The 14263-nt window shown below is 39.6% G+C and carries 14 protein-coding genes; 3 read left to right on the top strand and 11 right to left on the bottom strand.

The features are described from left to right. Positions 1-74: 74 nt before the first annotated feature. The gene (locus tag ACZZZW_RS08060; protein WP_463492853.1) at positions 75-1322 is read left to right on the top strand and encodes a site-specific integrase; all 1248 of its coding nucleotides are present in this window, start codon (positions 75-77) and stop codon (positions 1320-1322) included. 92 nt (positions 1323-1414) lie between these two features. Here the strand turns inward: ACZZZW_RS08060 and ACZZZW_RS08055 are convergent, their stop codons facing one another. Further along, on the bottom strand, positions 1415-2713 hold the full coding sequence (locus ACZZZW_RS08055; RefSeq protein WP_463492852.1) for a YecA family protein: 1299 nt from the start codon (positions 2711-2713) through the stop codon (positions 1415-1417). 186 nt (positions 2714-2899) lie between these two features. Between ACZZZW_RS08055 and ACZZZW_RS08050 the strand changes: the two genes are divergently transcribed. Next, the gene (locus tag ACZZZW_RS08050) at positions 2900-3376 is read left to right on the top strand and encodes a hypothetical protein (protein ID WP_463492851.1); all 477 of its coding nucleotides are present in this window, start codon (positions 2900-2902) and stop codon (positions 3374-3376) included. A 482-nt stretch (positions 3377-3858) separates the two neighbouring features. Next, positions 3859-5475 (top strand): family 43 glycosylhydrolase, encoded by a 1617-nt coding sequence (locus ACZZZW_RS08045; RefSeq protein ID WP_463492850.1) that lies wholly within the window; start codon positions 3859-3861, stop codon positions 5473-5475. Between the two features lie 724 nt (positions 5476-6199). Here the strand turns inward: ACZZZW_RS08045 and ACZZZW_RS08040 are convergent. From ACZZZW_RS08040 to ACZZZW_RS07995, 10 genes are all read right to left on the bottom strand, one after another. Then, a complete protein-coding gene (locus ACZZZW_RS08040) occupies positions 6200-6631 on the bottom strand; it encodes a nuclear transport factor 2 family protein (protein WP_463492849.1) in 432 nt (143 codons plus the stop codon). A gap of 275 nt (positions 6632-6906) precedes the next feature. Beyond that, positions 6907-7320 carry a winged helix-turn-helix transcriptional regulator gene (locus ACZZZW_RS08035; RefSeq protein WP_463492848.1) on the bottom strand — a complete coding sequence of 138 codons (414 nt, stop codon included), beginning with the start codon at positions 7318-7320 and terminating at the stop codon, positions 6907-6909. Between the two features lie 13 nt (positions 7321-7333). Next, positions 7334-7768: a hypothetical protein gene (locus ACZZZW_RS08030; RefSeq protein ID WP_463492847.1), complete on the bottom strand. Its 435-nt coding sequence runs from the start codon at positions 7766-7768 to the stop codon at positions 7334-7336. Positions 7769-7848: 80 nt separating this feature from the next. Further along, positions 7849-8088, bottom strand: a complete 240-nt coding sequence (locus ACZZZW_RS08025; RefSeq protein WP_463492846.1) for a hexameric tyrosine-coordinated heme protein — start codon at positions 8086-8088, stop codon at positions 7849-7851. Positions 8089-8334: 246 nt separating this feature from the next. Continuing rightward, complete coding sequence (locus ACZZZW_RS08020; protein WP_463492845.1) at positions 8335-8988, bottom strand: protoglobin domain-containing protein; 654 nt, start codon at positions 8986-8988, stop codon at positions 8335-8337. A gap of 61 nt (positions 8989-9049) precedes the next feature. Next, entirely contained in the window at positions 9050-9283 is a 234-nt protein-coding gene (locus tag ACZZZW_RS08015) for a thioredoxin family protein (protein ID WP_463492844.1), read from the bottom strand. 133 nt (positions 9284-9416) lie between these two features. After that, positions 9417-10895 (bottom strand): catalase, encoded by a 1479-nt coding sequence (locus ACZZZW_RS08010; RefSeq protein WP_463492843.1) that lies wholly within the window; start codon positions 10893-10895, stop codon positions 9417-9419. Between the two features lie 703 nt (positions 10896-11598). Next, positions 11599-12753, bottom strand: coding sequence for an FAD-dependent oxidoreductase (locus ACZZZW_RS08005; RefSeq protein WP_463492842.1), 1155 nt, complete (start codon positions 12751-12753; stop codon positions 11599-11601). A gap of 67 nt (positions 12754-12820) precedes the next feature. Beyond that, positions 12821-13537 (bottom strand): helix-turn-helix domain-containing protein, encoded by a 717-nt coding sequence (locus tag ACZZZW_RS08000; RefSeq protein WP_463492841.1) that lies wholly within the window; start codon positions 13535-13537, stop codon positions 12821-12823. Between the two features lie 237 nt (positions 13538-13774). Next, positions 13775-14083 carry a hypothetical protein gene (locus ACZZZW_RS07995; protein ID WP_463492840.1) on the bottom strand — a complete coding sequence of 103 codons (309 nt, stop codon included), beginning with the start codon at positions 14081-14083 and terminating at the stop codon, positions 13775-13777. Between the last annotated feature and the right edge of the window lie 180 nt (positions 14084-14263).

Below are 14263 nucleotides of genomic sequence, written 5' to 3'. Positions count from 1 at the left end.
TAAGACGTTAAATACTTAAACATCTTGACAACAATAACGCAATGAACTAAATTTATTCACATAAATCTATTGCGATGAACAAGAAACTAGGGTTATTTTTCTTTCTGAAAAAATCAAAAATCAATGCCAACGGCTTAGTGCCAATTTATTTACGTATCACGATTGCGGGCTTACGCACAGATATATCTTCCAAACGTTTTATTGATCCGGCTAAATGGAACAATCTAAGCCAGAAGGTAGCCGGAACTAGTGAAGAAGTACGAAACATCAATTCAAGCCTGAAAGTATTAGAGATTAAAACCTACAAGGCATTTGGGGAAATGACGGACAAAAGACTATCTATTACATCTTCCAGCCTAAAATCGTTTATGGTCAACGAAGGGGTTCAGCCAGTAGTTGTACCTGAAAAAACGATCCTAGGCATTTTCAATACCCACAATTCAGAAATGAAATCCCTGATCGGCAAAGGTTTTGCCGCAGGTACATTGCAAAGATATGAAACCAGCTACAGCCATACGGCAGATTTCATTCAATGGAAGTATCAAACAGATGATCTTCCATTGAACAGAATTGACCATGAATTTGTGACTTCCTACGACTTTTACCTGCGGAGTGTTCGCAAGTGTGCCAATAATTCAACTGTCAAATACATTAAAAATTTTAAAAAGATCGTTCTAATCTGCCTTGCAAATGCTTGGATCGAAAAGAACCCTTTTCTATTATATAAGGTCAAGCTTAAAAAAGTGGTTAGGGAATTTTTAAATATGGCCGAGATACAGCGCATTGCAGACCACGATTTCAAATTTAACAGGCTTAGCCAGGTACGTGATATATTTTTATTCTGTTGTTTCACAGGGCTTGCTTTTGCTGATGTCATGAAGCTCAAAAAAACCGAGATCGTGACTGACGACAAAGCAGAAAAATGGATTAGTACCTTTAGGGAAAAAACTAAAACACAGGTTAAAGTACCTTTACTAAAAACGGCTTTGGATATTATCAAAAAATACGAAGATCACCCACTTTGTGCAGACCACCTCCGTGTATTACCTGTATCCAGTAATCAAAAGACCAATAACTACCTCAAAGAGATTGCAATAGCTTGTAACATCGATAAAGAACTTACTTTTCATATCGCAAGGCATACCTTTGCCACTACTGTAACCCTTGCAAATGGTGTACCTATTGAATCGGTGAGCAAGATGTTAGGCCATACCGACATTAAGACTACCCAGCATTATGCCAAAATCCTCGATTTAAAACTGTCTCAAGATATGGCACTGCTTAAAACAAAACTTGCATCTTCACATTCTAGCCTCTTATAAATGAGGTCGTCATTATTTGGGTTGGATGCTGTGTAATAGGTAAAAGATTACAAATTAAAATTACTGCAATCTTTTACCTGTTTTTGATACCATCAATTCCTGCGTTTCTCTTTTTCGGCGGCCTGATCTATTACGGCCTTATCAAATTGCTCTTGAGTAATACAGCAATCAATGAGTTTCTTACCACTCCCGCAAAAACAAGGATCATTCTTGCCCATATGTGTCATGCGTGTAAAGAACGATCCATGATCGCCTCTTTTCATTTCTATTTCTTCCCCTGCATTTGCCTTTTCAAATTGTTGCATCATCCTAATTGCTTCAGCTGTTTCACTGGCTGATATTTTTTTATCCCATTCCCACTGGTCTGGATAACCAAAATACTCTTTGTATCGCTGAAATGTAAACGAGTTTTCAAGAAACGGAGGAGATTTTTTGAATTTATCCCGTTCTTCTTCATTCTGTTCAGCAAGATGTTCATTAATCGATTTTAAATCTTGTTTCAAATCCGACCCTTTGATAAAATATTGATCATCTCTTAATAATATAGGAGCTAGTTTTAAATGAAGATGGTCATTAGATGTAAACACTTGACAGAAAGGCAAGTAATACAGGTATTCTAGATCAACTTTATTTGTTGGCCTTGTACCAATCAATTCACATTGTAGGCCAACATGAAACAGTGTATTTACTCTCAAGATATGATATGCATAAGGTACAAATTGTTTAAGAAGTAGGCTACCTGACCGCTTCCAATTAATCATAGTACTGTAAGCGATAGCAGCACTGACTCCTGACGTCCTGCATAAATCAATTAATAAGCTTTGTTGATTTTCAGGTTTATCGATAGTTTCAGTTACAAACACATCAAGTTCCTTAAAGCTCAATACTTTTATTTTTTCACCTTTTTCTTTTAACTCCTTTTTCAGATTTATTAACAGATCTTCCTGTGTAGTCGTATTTCTCCAAAGATTGGATAAGTCGTGATCAGCCTGAGAGAATTTACCTTCACGCCAGTTATAAATTGCTTTTTCTTCTTGTGTTTCTCCAACAACCCATCCTTTTCTTCCATCTTGAGTCTGAACACTTTTTCCTATTTCTACCAACGGACGACCATCCATTTCTAAAGAACCTTCACCAGAGAGTTCCCCTTTTAATGGTTTAGTATAATGCATATTAACAATCGTATTCGTCGGAAACAACTTTGTAGCAAAATCAATAACCCTATTCTGCGAAGGTGGGTTGCCGTCTTTCTCTTCCTTTTTCAAATCACCCAAAATTTCCATCACCAGTACAGGTGTGATGTTGTGCTTATAATAATAAGTTAGCTTAAGTAGCTCATCATAACTAAGCGACTGAAAGGTTGATTTGTCTACTACAATATTTAATGCCATTTCCTTCTACTTATTTTGATATAAAGTTAATCAAGCATATTAGTATTTTAAAGTAATATAAATTCTAACACTTATTTCATATCGATTGCTACTAACTAAATGTGACACATACCTAAAGGCAACAATATTTCTCAGAGAGAACATTGTTATCTTTACATATCATTAACCTAAAGCATGTTACTTGTTATGAAAGCAACTTCTTATTTTAAACTCCGTTCACCATTTAATTTTTACCCGCATCCTTACGAAGTTGGAAATCTGTTTTTTTATAATAAGAAACTGGAAAACAATTTCTTTTTTAAGAAGCTCATGGAAATCCAGGAAGATGAATACTTAGCTTATTTTCATTTTCATCGTGACTACTACCTGTTAAGCCATCAAGGCCAAAAAAAACAATTCCATCAACATTTATCAAAAATCACACAGCACCGCATTGAACACTATAGGAAGAAAGATTTATACCGCAATGCAGAAAACACTTTAAATAATCTATACGTGCTGGATACTTTCAAAGACCTGCTGATTGGTTTGGACGAATGGAATCTGCATAAATCACTGGAAATGCAATTAGCTGAAAAAGATATTGAAATTGCCAAATACAAGGGAGAGATCTCCATTCTTAAGGATAAACTAAAGGAAAGTAAAGAGTTCCAGTTCACTTAAAATTTGATGAATGGGTTGTTGCATTTTGGAGATAATTTAAACCGACAATAAAATCAAGGGCTTTAAACGCTCCTCAGTAATTACTAGTCCAGTTTTGCGATTTATTTAAAAATTCTGGCCCCCCTTACGTTGGAATGGTAATCAGTATTTTTGCGCAATCGTCTGTATTGTTTAAATTCGACGGCGGAGATTTCATATAACGTGGAAGACTAGAGGGAAATATTACCCGCAAACAGATTCGAGTATTTTCTCCGGCATGGGGTTATCTGGAGCTAACTAAAAATAAAATGATCATGAAAGCAATCTATAGGGTGTATTATTTTTTGCAAGGATGGCATCTACAAGGACCGTCGGAAGCTTGCCGAATTCAATTGAGATGGCAATTAGAGGTCTTTTTACAGGTATAGACAATCAGCATTAAATCGGGATCGACCGAATGCTCACCTCATTGGGTAAGGCTGTTGCTGTATATAAAATATATAATGCTTTTATTAACAGTTGTATGGAATATTATGGGAACGATGACTAAAGCCAAATTTGTAATTATAGCACTGTTACTGGTTTGCTCTTATTCTTTCGCTCAGAAGAATAAGGATCTAAGAGTGCTAGACAAGGGAACCGGTAATCCAATTATTCCAGCTTATCTTGCTGATGCTTCTTTGTTTTATGACGAGCGTACGGATGCCTTTTATGCTTATGGAACGAATGACGGCAATAGTGGAGAAAACGTTTTTCCAACGCAGGCATGGTACTCAAAGGATGGAAAGAAGTGGAAGAATCAGATAGTAACACTACCAAAGGAATGGACCGATGCCGCTGGCACAAATTATATTTGGGCACCAAGTATAATATATCATCCTGACTCAAAAAAATACTATCTAATGTATAGTATTGAATCAAAGGTTTTCATAGCCATGTCTAACCAACCTCTTGGTCCATGGGAAGATGCCAACAGCACTGCTACCGGCAAACTGTTTTACAAAGGCTATGATGGTCAGTTCTTTTTGGATGATGATAAACAATTGTATATTACAACTGATGCACGGGAATTTAGGATTATCAAATTAAATATTAATAAGGATGGTAAGCTATCTTTTGATCAAACCGACAAACGTTTTACAATAAATGCGGAAACACCATTCTCAGGAAATTATAAGTACTCCAAAATCAGTAATCTTAAAAATTCATTTGAAGCCTCATTGATATATAAGAGAAAAGAACTCTATTATTTGATGTGGTCATTTGAGGGCAGCGAGAATTATAATGTTCGGTACGCAGTCTCCAAAAACGTGGCTGGACCATATCGTGAAATCGATGGCTCTATGACCGAGCCTATTCTTTCCAGAGATGACAGCAGGAACATTCTTGGGCCAGGACACCATTCTATGATGGATTATAAAGGGCGTACATACATTGCATATCATCGCCAGTCGTACCCTTTTGTTGACAGCAAACGTCAGACTTGCATTGATGAAGTATTTTTTAGTAAAAACGGAAGTATAAAGAAGGTTATACCTACACATAAGGGTGTAATATTGAAGCAACCAGTAAAAAAAAATATAGAAAATAATCTTGCGTTTGGTAGGGCTGTTGTCGTTTCCTCCGTAAGGCAATACGACGCACAACCAAATGACAAACGTTATCGGACACCTGACATATCATTTGAATATAAAGGCGAATTTGCAGTCGACGAAAATAACGGAACCCGTTGGGATGCAGGACTTGATGCAAAAGAAGCGTGGCTAATTGTAGATCTTGGAAAAGACTATCGGATTGATAGTATAGAAACTACGTTCGAGTTTACCAGCCGACCTTACAAATACAAATTGGAATGCTTAAGTGCTGATAATGCTACTGATTTCAACCAGGCTACAAAATCAACAGGCTGGAAGCTATTTGTAGACAATAGCCTGGGACAAGTATCAAAATCACCTGTTGTTGATAGTGCTGAATTTACTAGACCTGCATTGGCACGATTCATTAAATTACTAATATCAGGAAGTATAAATCTACCATATAGTGCAGATGGAGCTGATCCCATAAACGCCCGCAATGCCTTAAGCGTGTTTGAACTAAAGGTTTTTGGAAGAAGTCACTAATGTTTCCAAGCAGCAGTACTCAGACTAATAGGTAGAAGTCCTAAATTATTTCCAAGGAACCTTAAACTATCGAAGAGCCTTTCTGCAAACATCTAAGCTGATCTTTACTTGATTTATTGGACATACTATTTTTCGGTTTTGGATCAATTAACAGCTAAAAAAAACGAAAAGCAGAGGCCTATGAAGCCTTTATAATGATAATAACCAGAAATCCTTTAAACTAAACGGACTCACAAACTAATCTGTTCCATTGGAAATAACACATCTATTTGTCTTACAAAAATTGCTAGAGATAGTAATCAGAAGAGATAAATAGGATATTGTCCTTCGGTGTTTAATTTATTAAACAAAGTACGCAAACCTGCTGACTCCGCTATTGTACCTACCACTTTATGTCAAAAATCCGTTTGTTTGACTAAATTTGGCTTTATACCAAAGTTGCGACCGCTTGAAGTTCAAGGTGGATTGCCTATCGCTCAAAAGAGTTTGACCTTTATGACTTCAAGCATGCATTGGGCTCATTTCCAGCATGTGTAAGTCCACTTTGACTATTTTCTTAGTATCGCTGCGATCTGACAGAACATGAAATTACATATCACGATTAAAGGAGTCAAGAGCAGTCCATTGAAATCAATTATAATGGAAGTAAACACTTGCAAAACCAGATATTGTGCTGACAGGGGTTAATGATGCGAAAATTTTTTTCAAGCCAGTATTGCGGTTACTACAGCTGTCTATTTTCCACTGTAAAAAACGCGTTAACTCCAGGAACATCAGAAAGGTACGTGTTAATGGATGCTATTTTTCCATCTCTTAACACACATACTGTCGCTAGGTGTTCATCGAGCTGTATGCCTCCCCTGATGGCCTGATTATGTACAGATAAAGCAAAACCAAACATCCCGTATAAGACATGGTTAAGCTGCAGACTCACGCCAAAGCTCACAATAAGTTGCGCCCTTTCGATAACAGCATCTATTCCGATTGCCTCACCAGATATGATACTGGCCCCTGGAAGAGTCCAAGTGCTGTCATCTGTTAACAGAGACCTTAAGAGATTCCAATCTTTAGTTTTTAAAGAAGAAAGAAATTGGTAAGCCAGGTTAAGCTTTGCTTCCTCCGACATTAGATTTTTCGCCTGATTTGAATTGTTCATTTGTTAAAAAGGTTAATCAATAAATCGTTTTTGTTTTAATAATTTTCCGCTTTTTCAGCGGCGTGTGAGAGGCAAGGCGATTATACGCGACCTCCAGAACCAATCATTCTGGAAATTTTTAGTTGGTACAATCCTCTTTTGAAACCAGCTAGTCTACTATTTGAGTATTTCTCAAGTCCGAAAGTTGATCTACATTCAAAAAAATGTTTCGTCATTTGGGAATTGATGGACAAAAACCGTCAAAAGAACAGAACCATGCCCTTTATTCCCGTGGCTCATGAAAAATCATCCTCTGGGGGATATGCAGAGATTCCGTTAATTGACATTTGCTCCCTGCCCCATCCACTGATTAGATTAAGGAAAGGCACAAGTCTGATCGCATCGGGAGTCAGTTCATATTCTACACGCAATGGAACTTCTTTAAATTTTGTCCGTATGATTAGGCCATCCCGCTCCAAATCCCGAAGAACCTGAGTAAGCATTTTGGGCATCACGCCGCTAATCCTTCTTTTAAGTTCACCGTATCGTAATGGACCTTTTCTCAAATTGAATATTACCCTGCCTTTATACTTACCTCCGATCCGCCCAAAAGCATAATCAAGTGCACATTGCATCGGCTCTTTCGAAATCGAATTTCCTAATTCAGCGGCCGATAATTTATATTGTTTTAAAATGTCATCTCTGCTCATATCCTCATTTATTTTATTGATGGTGCAATTTCAGGATCATCAATTCCTGCCCATCACTAGGATGGATAATGGTGCCGCTATGTTGCGAACTTATAAACCCGCTGCGTGCATAAAGCCGCCTAGTGGCTTCATCATTGTTTCTGACATAAGATCTAATATGCCCGATTTGCGGATACTCTTCTGATACTATACGGATTAGGGAAATTAGTATCCTCTCTGCAATTGCATGTTGATTACCTTTCCGCCAGACCCGTAAATGATCAATCTGGCCCAATTTTAGGTTTGCTTTGTCCCATTCCGAAACCGCAAAATTTGCACTGCCGTAGAGGATACCTCGGTTGAGGTATCCTAATGTAAATCCTCGCGTTGTGTCGATCACGACGTCAGCACCTTCCTCACCATTATTGCAGGACAGATATTTTGTCCATATAGGAAGCGCACGTGACATAAGCTCCCGGTAACCATGGTCTTTCCCAGAAGTCAGTTTAACAAGTTGGATCTTCGAGGTTTGCATGACATTTGCAGTAACTATTTCCAGTAATTGTTGGCCTGCGCAATCGTAGCAAATTCAGTCGCGACCGTTTGACCAATAGCAATCAGCATCATGGGATCTTCTGCATAAATGTTCCTCAATCTGGAACGGACATCTGCATCTGGTTGTGTCGCTTTAATTATTAGTCTGGCCATTTTCATGGCTAAAGCACGGCCCTCTTCAGGGGTCTCTGTTATTAATGTATTGCCTGGTATTAGTTGAATAATGTCTGACATAAGTTTTATCGTTAATCGTTGATTTTAAAATGATTAATTTTTTTGTAAATGAACTACTTTCGACGCCCTGCCTAAATCCAGCACAGGGTTGATCCAGCCCAGCACGTTATTACGTTTTCTCAAACCGCGCGTAACGGTTGAGCAAACATCTCTGCGCGGTCGTATTGGTAATTTTGAACTGAAAATTGGAAAAAACTATAGGTCAGCCGTACGCTTATCTGTACTGATACGGCTGACCATTAGTGTCTAGAATTCGCCTTTTTTCATATAAGGTTGTCCCCAGAGTATACTCTGCATCAGCACCGATTTCAACCAGGCTGCATTCATTTTTTCTACATCTGCAGCACTTGCACCTGTTTTGGCAAGGAAAGGCTTCAATGTGGTAATGACCGGAATGGTCAAAGCTGGGATATAACGATAATTGATGATCGGCACAGAAGGTGCATTATCTGTTTTGTTCTTTTTTGTAGAATAATGACGTAGTCCGATTTCATACTGATAGTTTAACCAGTTTTGATCATAGTTAGCCTCAGCGGTTTGTAAGATCCACATTTTAAATCTGCCCCTTACCTTTGCCAAGTATTCACCGTCCGGTTTACCAGTCGTTTTGTTTCCGAAAAAATAAACCAGTTGAGGTGTTGAACCCACAAACCCGTACCATACATCTAGGATCGCGTCAGTCTGACCCGCCAGAATGTCGTGGCTCATTTTTAAATACTTGACATCCTCATCTGTGAAAAGCATGGATTGTTCCAGAAGTTTAAGTTCTTCTAAGGTAAAGGGTGATTTTGCAATTTGTGAAGTTCCATAGGTATAACCGTGTACTGCTTTGGTTTCCTGACTCATTGCTTTCGCTGAAATAACCAGTGATGCTAACGCAATTAGATAAATACGTTTCATAGTTTTATGTTTATTAGTGATTAATTTAAGATTGCCCTGCATGTAAGCAGGGCAATAAGTTTTAGCCTTTCACATCGGCTAATGAAGCGCCAAAGTTGATGTGCAATACATTACCTGTGGGTGTTACAAGGGCTGGCACAGATACAATCCCTGCTTTTTCAGCTTCGTCGATGCGGTTTCTTACTTCGCCGATGTTAACGACCTCTACGTTGTCCTCACCAATCAGGGTGATCACTTCTTGTTCTGCACTTACACAAACCGGGCAACCGGCGTGATAGAAAATTGACTTTGCCATTTTTTGTTCTGTTAATATATGATACAAACTTAGTCAGGAGTCCTAACTGTTTGCTGAGCCAGTTTTGTGGTTTTCAGCAAAAACTGGCTTTGCAGGACAGCAGACTTTGGTCCTTTTAAAAGTTATTTAGCTGTTATAAAGCCGGATGCTGAAAGTTATTGACTTCCTCTATGGTCATGCCAAGCGCATTGGCCACCCCAATACCATAAGCTGAATCTGCCTTAAAGCAGTTGCGAATATGTCTGACCTGAATGAACTGTTGTGCACCTCCAACCGCTGCGGCAGTGTTGGTGAACAATAATCTTTTCTGATCCTCATCCATTAAGCGGAACAGGTTACCAGGCTGGGTAAAATAATCATCATCGTCTTCACGGTAATTATGGGCATAAGCATCTCCTTCTAAAGCCAGTGGAGGTTCTTTGAATTCTGGCTGCTCTTTCCACGCTCCAAAACTATTTGGCTCATAGTGGATTGTAGAACCCAGATTTCCGTCAGTACGCATTGCTCCATCACGATGGAAAGCATGGAATGTACATTTCGGCGCGTTAACCGGGATATGTGAATGATTTACACCTAAACGGTATCGCTGGGCATCACCGTAAGAAAACAATCTGCCCTGTAGCATTTTATCTGGAGAATGACCGATACCTGGAACAATGTTAGCCGGATTAAAGGCCGCTTGTTCCACTTCTGCAAAATAGTTCTCCGGATTACGGTTCAATTCCATCTCTCCAACTGGGATCAATGGATAATCCGCATGTGGCCAGACTTTTGTCAAATCGAAAGGGTGGAAGCGGTAGGTTTTCGCATCAGCCTCTGGCATGACCTGTACACTTAATTCCCATTTAGGAAAATTACCTCCTTCAATGTTCTCATAAAGATCCCGCTGACTGGACTCCCTGTCATCACCAACGATTTTGGACGCCTCCTCATTGGTTAGATTTGCAATACCCTGCAGGCAACGGAAATGAAACTTTACCCAAAAACGCTCATTATTACCGTTGATAAAACTGTAGGTATGGCTACCAAATCCGTGCATATGACGGTAACTTTTAGGTATACCGCGTTCGCTCATGACAATGGTTACCTGGTGCAAAGCTTCGGGTAGCAAGGTCCAGAAGTCCCAATTGTTGTCCGCACTGCGCAGGTTGGTACGCGGGTCACGCTTCACCGCATGGTTTAAATCGATAAACTTCATTGGATCGCGGAAGAAAAACACAGGCGTATTGTTGCCTACCAGGTCCCAGTTTCCCTGACCGGTATAGAACTTTATCGCAAATCCACGGATGTCCCGCTCGGCATCAGCCGCACCCCTTTCTCCCGCAACAGTTGAGAAGCGCACAAATAGATCCGTTTTTTTTCCAATCGAGGAAAAGATATCTGCTTTGGTATAGGCACTGATATCATGGGTAACGGTAAATGTACCATAAGCGCCTGATCCTTTGGCATGCATGCGTCGCTCCGGGATAACCTCCCGGTCAAAGTGCGCCATCTTTTCTAAAAACCAGAAGTCCTGCAGCAGCACAGGACCTCTCGGACCTGCGGTCTGCACATTCTGGTTGTCAGGCACCGGGTTTCCGGCAGCTGTTGTCAATTTTTGTTGTTCACTCATAACTTATCTAATTTTAAATTGTATGGTTTTTTGTTTTTCATTATAGCAGCGTCCTCAGGCATGGAAAACTTAGCACTAAAAGCACCTATAAAAATTCTCATCCGCACAGCGCATCTAGACGTCGAGCTTTTGTTTTCCTGTAAGATGAGTATAGCAATCATCAGGGTTTTGATTAAGCCCGTACTAACTCTGAAAAAGGAATTAGTGGGAAACTGATCCAATGCCAAATGTGAAATTTCCAAAAAAAAACTATAGTAGGTATTGCCTATCAGGATGAGCAGTACCATGCTGTTGATGAGAAGTTTTGTCGTTTGTTTTTTTTTGTCGTAATTTTTCAAGAGAGTAAAAATTCGTATGGCTAAAGTAGTCATACAAGTTGTTGGAAAACAAGTAGGTACCATTTGGTGCCTTAGATACCGAATGGGTACCGAGTTGATTTTCAGTGCGATTATTTTAAAAAAAAATGTTTCTCAAATGAATCTGTGGTTTATCAAATTTTCATTGCCCGCCATCTTTTTACAGCAATCCTGAAAAGAAAAATCAATATTCAGCGTCTTTTTTTACTTTAAAAAAAAGGTGCTCAAAAAATGTCTTTTGATATCTAAGGATTCTTTGTGCTATATGCTTCTTTCTCCATGCAGAATAATTTTCAAGCTTTGCTGAACGCTTTTTTTATGATTTATAATCCGGATAGGCTTCGCTGTTATCTTGGATCACCGCCTTCCATCATTTTTAGCATCCTGTTGATCGGATCTGTAGAATGGAGCATCTCTGTTGCTTCTAGTGTAAATCGCGTGATTTCTGCACTTCTGGTTCGCATGCTTTGTTCAAAGCGCTTAATTGCCTTATCGATTTTTCCTTCTTCAGCCTCGGTGAAGTAGTTGGATAATTCCAGTGCATCCAGCATGGCCATGTTTACCCCTTCACCTGCATAAGGGGGCATTCGGTGCGCAGCATCTCCAATAATGGTCAAATTTGGCTGTGGTTCCCAGGACTGATCGAGGGGGAAATGGTACTGCGGACGAGGAATGAACCAATTTTCTTCCCCATTGAACAATTCCTGCCACAACGGACTCCAAGTTCCAAACACCTCATTAAACCATGCATGTACATCGCTTTTTTTATTAAAATCAATGCCGACAGTATCACTCCAGAACTCATCAACTTTGCATCCAATATAAAATGACAAACTGCCATCGCCCTTACTGCTGAGAATAAGGGAACGTTCTTCACCAAAAGCGAACAACTTCCCGCCCTTAATCATATCCTGTAAATTAGGCGCATATTTATACGCATTGTAAAGATTCCCTTCTACAATGGTCACACCAGAATAAACAGGAGGAATATGGCTCAGGTAAGGTCGGATTTTGGAATTCGCGCCATCCGAGCCGACCACCAGATCTGCATAGAGTGGTCCTTTATTTTTAAAGTACAGGTGCCAGCCCTCACCATAAGGTTCCATATGGCTAAAGGGACTATCCCAGACAACGGTATCATGGTGAAGTGAATCAAGCAATAATTCTCGTAATGGGCCACGATCGATCTCAGGCCTGTCCTCTGCGTAGCCCTCCGAAGAGTGGTCGTCTACTTTGATATTGCCGTGATGGTCCGTAATTCTAAGCTTGCCTGCATTTGGACGATAGGATTGGTAAAAAGCTTTAGTCAGGCCCGCTTGTTCTAATGCAGCCAGACCCGATTCCATGTGCAGATCCAGGGTTGCACCCTGCGTTCTAACCTCGCGGCTCTTGTCCCGCTCGTAAACCTGGACATCGAGATCCTTTAAAAGTAGTAGTCGGGCTAGTGTTAGCCCACCGGGACCGCCGCCAATGACGGCGATCTTTTTATTTGATAGTGACATAGATTTTGTGATTTAGGCACAAAACTAACTCGATAAAAGGGTTGAAAATTGGATAAATCGGTCATTTTCATTTTTGGTGAAGCTCCTTGGGAATCACTCCAGCGTATTTTCTTATCTGCCGGATAAAATGTGATTGGTCGCAATAATGCTGCTCGGGAAAGAATTTTCCCGCTTTCAGCTGGCCAAACGATTTTCGGAATCGCAAAATACTCAGATAAGTTTTCAAAGAAATTCCGAGGTAACTTTGAAAATATCTATTAAGCTGTCTGCAACTAATTCCCACGTTTTCTGTTAACTGTCCAATGCTCCATTCCTCGCGCATTTCATAAATAAATTCAGCCAACCTTATCATTCGTTCATCACTGGCGGGAATGAGGTTTTCCAATATTTTCCTTGAGGCCAGATCTTTAAACTGTTCTAAAGTAAAGCAGTCAAGCGCTTGAGGGAAGAAATTAGAAGGCAATTGCAGTACCTTATTAGGTGCCAAAGGTTTAAACTGATTAAAAAGACACTCAACAGCAAGAAATTTAAAACTGACACCGAACATAGTCGAAAATGGCGCTAAGAAGGCCTTTTCAGCAGAAAGCCCTAATCCATGCAGCGTGGTCATTTCTTGATTACCTGCTGTAAAAAGAATGTCTATTCGCCCATCAAGCAAAACGATGATCTCCTTAGCCTGATCAGTAGGATTGGATAAGCGCCAAAACATATCAATGATAAAGCTAAGCCCATCATTTGGCTTTATTTCTATATAGTTTGTTCCTGAGAAGGGAATTTTGTTCATTGCAAAGCTAATATGACTATCTGAACGCTGGAACACGAGGAAATATTATCACTACCACTTATGCTGGTAGCTCGATCACTTCCGGTCATTAACCGAGTACGTAAAAACAAAGTTGATCGACCTTATCCGCTTTATACAAATATCTTCCCCGCGCTATATAGGCCAGATTTGCATTATACAAATACAAATTCAGCTGTTAATGCTCAAGAGATGGCCGATGTATAAAGTTTCTTCAACTTAAAATAATCCGCCAGTACAGTCCAGACAGGCATTTCCATAAGCCTCATAGTCTGCGTAAGCTGCGCCTGGTTTTCCGAACAGGGTAATGACGCGGTCGGCCCTTATTTCATATTCGGGATCGAGTTGTACAAACAGTCCTTCAGCCCCTTTATCAAGAAGTGATGTAATGGTCCCACAGGCCTCACAGATTCCTTCGCTGGTGCAGAAATAAACTATTTTACCTGAAACACCATTGTTGATCTGTTCCAGAATAACCTCTCTATATTCCCATTCAACTGGTGTATAAGTAGGTGATAGGGTGTGCATATTTAATTCCATAACATTATGTTTTAGTGCCCTTTTTAAAAAGCATGATACAATATAAGGCAAAAGAACAGAGGTGACAACAGCTATAATCGGCCACCAGTTAGCTGATCAAAATAATGCGACTAATGACTTAACTATCAATTAATTACAGATAATACACAAACCAGAATAGAGTGAAAA

The organism is Pedobacter sp. AC379 (assembly GCF_979258145.1).
Note: the sequence above shows the minus strand (reverse complement) of the source record. Positions and strands in the feature narration are given on the sequence as shown.

What these genes read in the sequence shown, in the direction of transcription:
- ACZZZW_RS07995 (WP_463492840.1), bottom strand. Translation starts at nt 14,083, where the DNA reads ATGCACACCCTATCACCTACTTATACACCAGTTGAATGGGAATATAGA.
- ACZZZW_RS08010 (WP_463492843.1), bottom strand. Translation starts at nt 10,895, where the DNA reads ATGAGTGAACAACAAAAATTGACAACAGCTGCCGGAAACCCGGTGCCT.
- ACZZZW_RS08020 (WP_463492845.1), bottom strand. Translation starts at nt 8,988, where the DNA reads ATGAAACGTATTTATCTAATTGCGTTAGCATCACTGGTTATTTCAGCG.
- ACZZZW_RS08015 (WP_463492844.1), bottom strand. Translation starts at nt 9,283, where the DNA reads ATGGCAAAGTCAATTTTCTATCACGCCGGTTGCCCGGTTTGTGTAAGT.
- ACZZZW_RS08030 (WP_463492847.1), bottom strand. Translation starts at nt 7,768, where the DNA reads ATGTCACGTGCGCTTCCTATATGGACAAAATATCTGTCCTGCAATAAT.
- ACZZZW_RS08025 (WP_463492846.1), bottom strand. Translation starts at nt 8,088, where the DNA reads ATGTCAGACATTATTCAACTAATACCAGGCAATACATTAATAACAGAG.
- ACZZZW_RS08055 (WP_463492852.1), bottom strand. Translation starts at nt 2,713, where the DNA reads ATGGCATTAAATATTGTAGTAGACAAATCAACCTTTCAGTCGCTTAGT.
- ACZZZW_RS08035 (WP_463492848.1), bottom strand. Translation starts at nt 7,320, where the DNA reads ATGAGCAGAGATGACATTTTAAAACAATATAAATTATCGGCCGCTGAA.
- ACZZZW_RS08045 (WP_463492850.1), top strand. Translation starts at nt 3,859, where the DNA reads ATGCTTTTATTAACAGTTGTATGGAATATTATGGGAACGATGACTAAA.
- ACZZZW_RS08050 (WP_463492851.1), top strand. Translation starts at nt 2,900, where the DNA reads ATGAAAGCAACTTCTTATTTTAAACTCCGTTCACCATTTAATTTTTAC.
- ACZZZW_RS08040 (WP_463492849.1), bottom strand. Translation starts at nt 6,631, where the DNA reads ATGAACAATTCAAATCAGGCGAAAAATCTAATGTCGGAGGAAGCAAAG.
- ACZZZW_RS08000 (WP_463492841.1), bottom strand. Translation starts at nt 13,537, where the DNA reads ATGAACAAAATTCCCTTCTCAGGAACAAACTATATAGAAATAAAGCCA.
- ACZZZW_RS08060 (WP_463492853.1), top strand. Translation starts at nt 75, where the DNA reads ATGAACAAGAAACTAGGGTTATTTTTCTTTCTGAAAAAATCAAAAATC.
- ACZZZW_RS08005 (WP_463492842.1), bottom strand. Translation starts at nt 12,753, where the DNA reads ATGTCACTATCAAATAAAAAGATCGCCGTCATTGGCGGCGGTCCCGGT.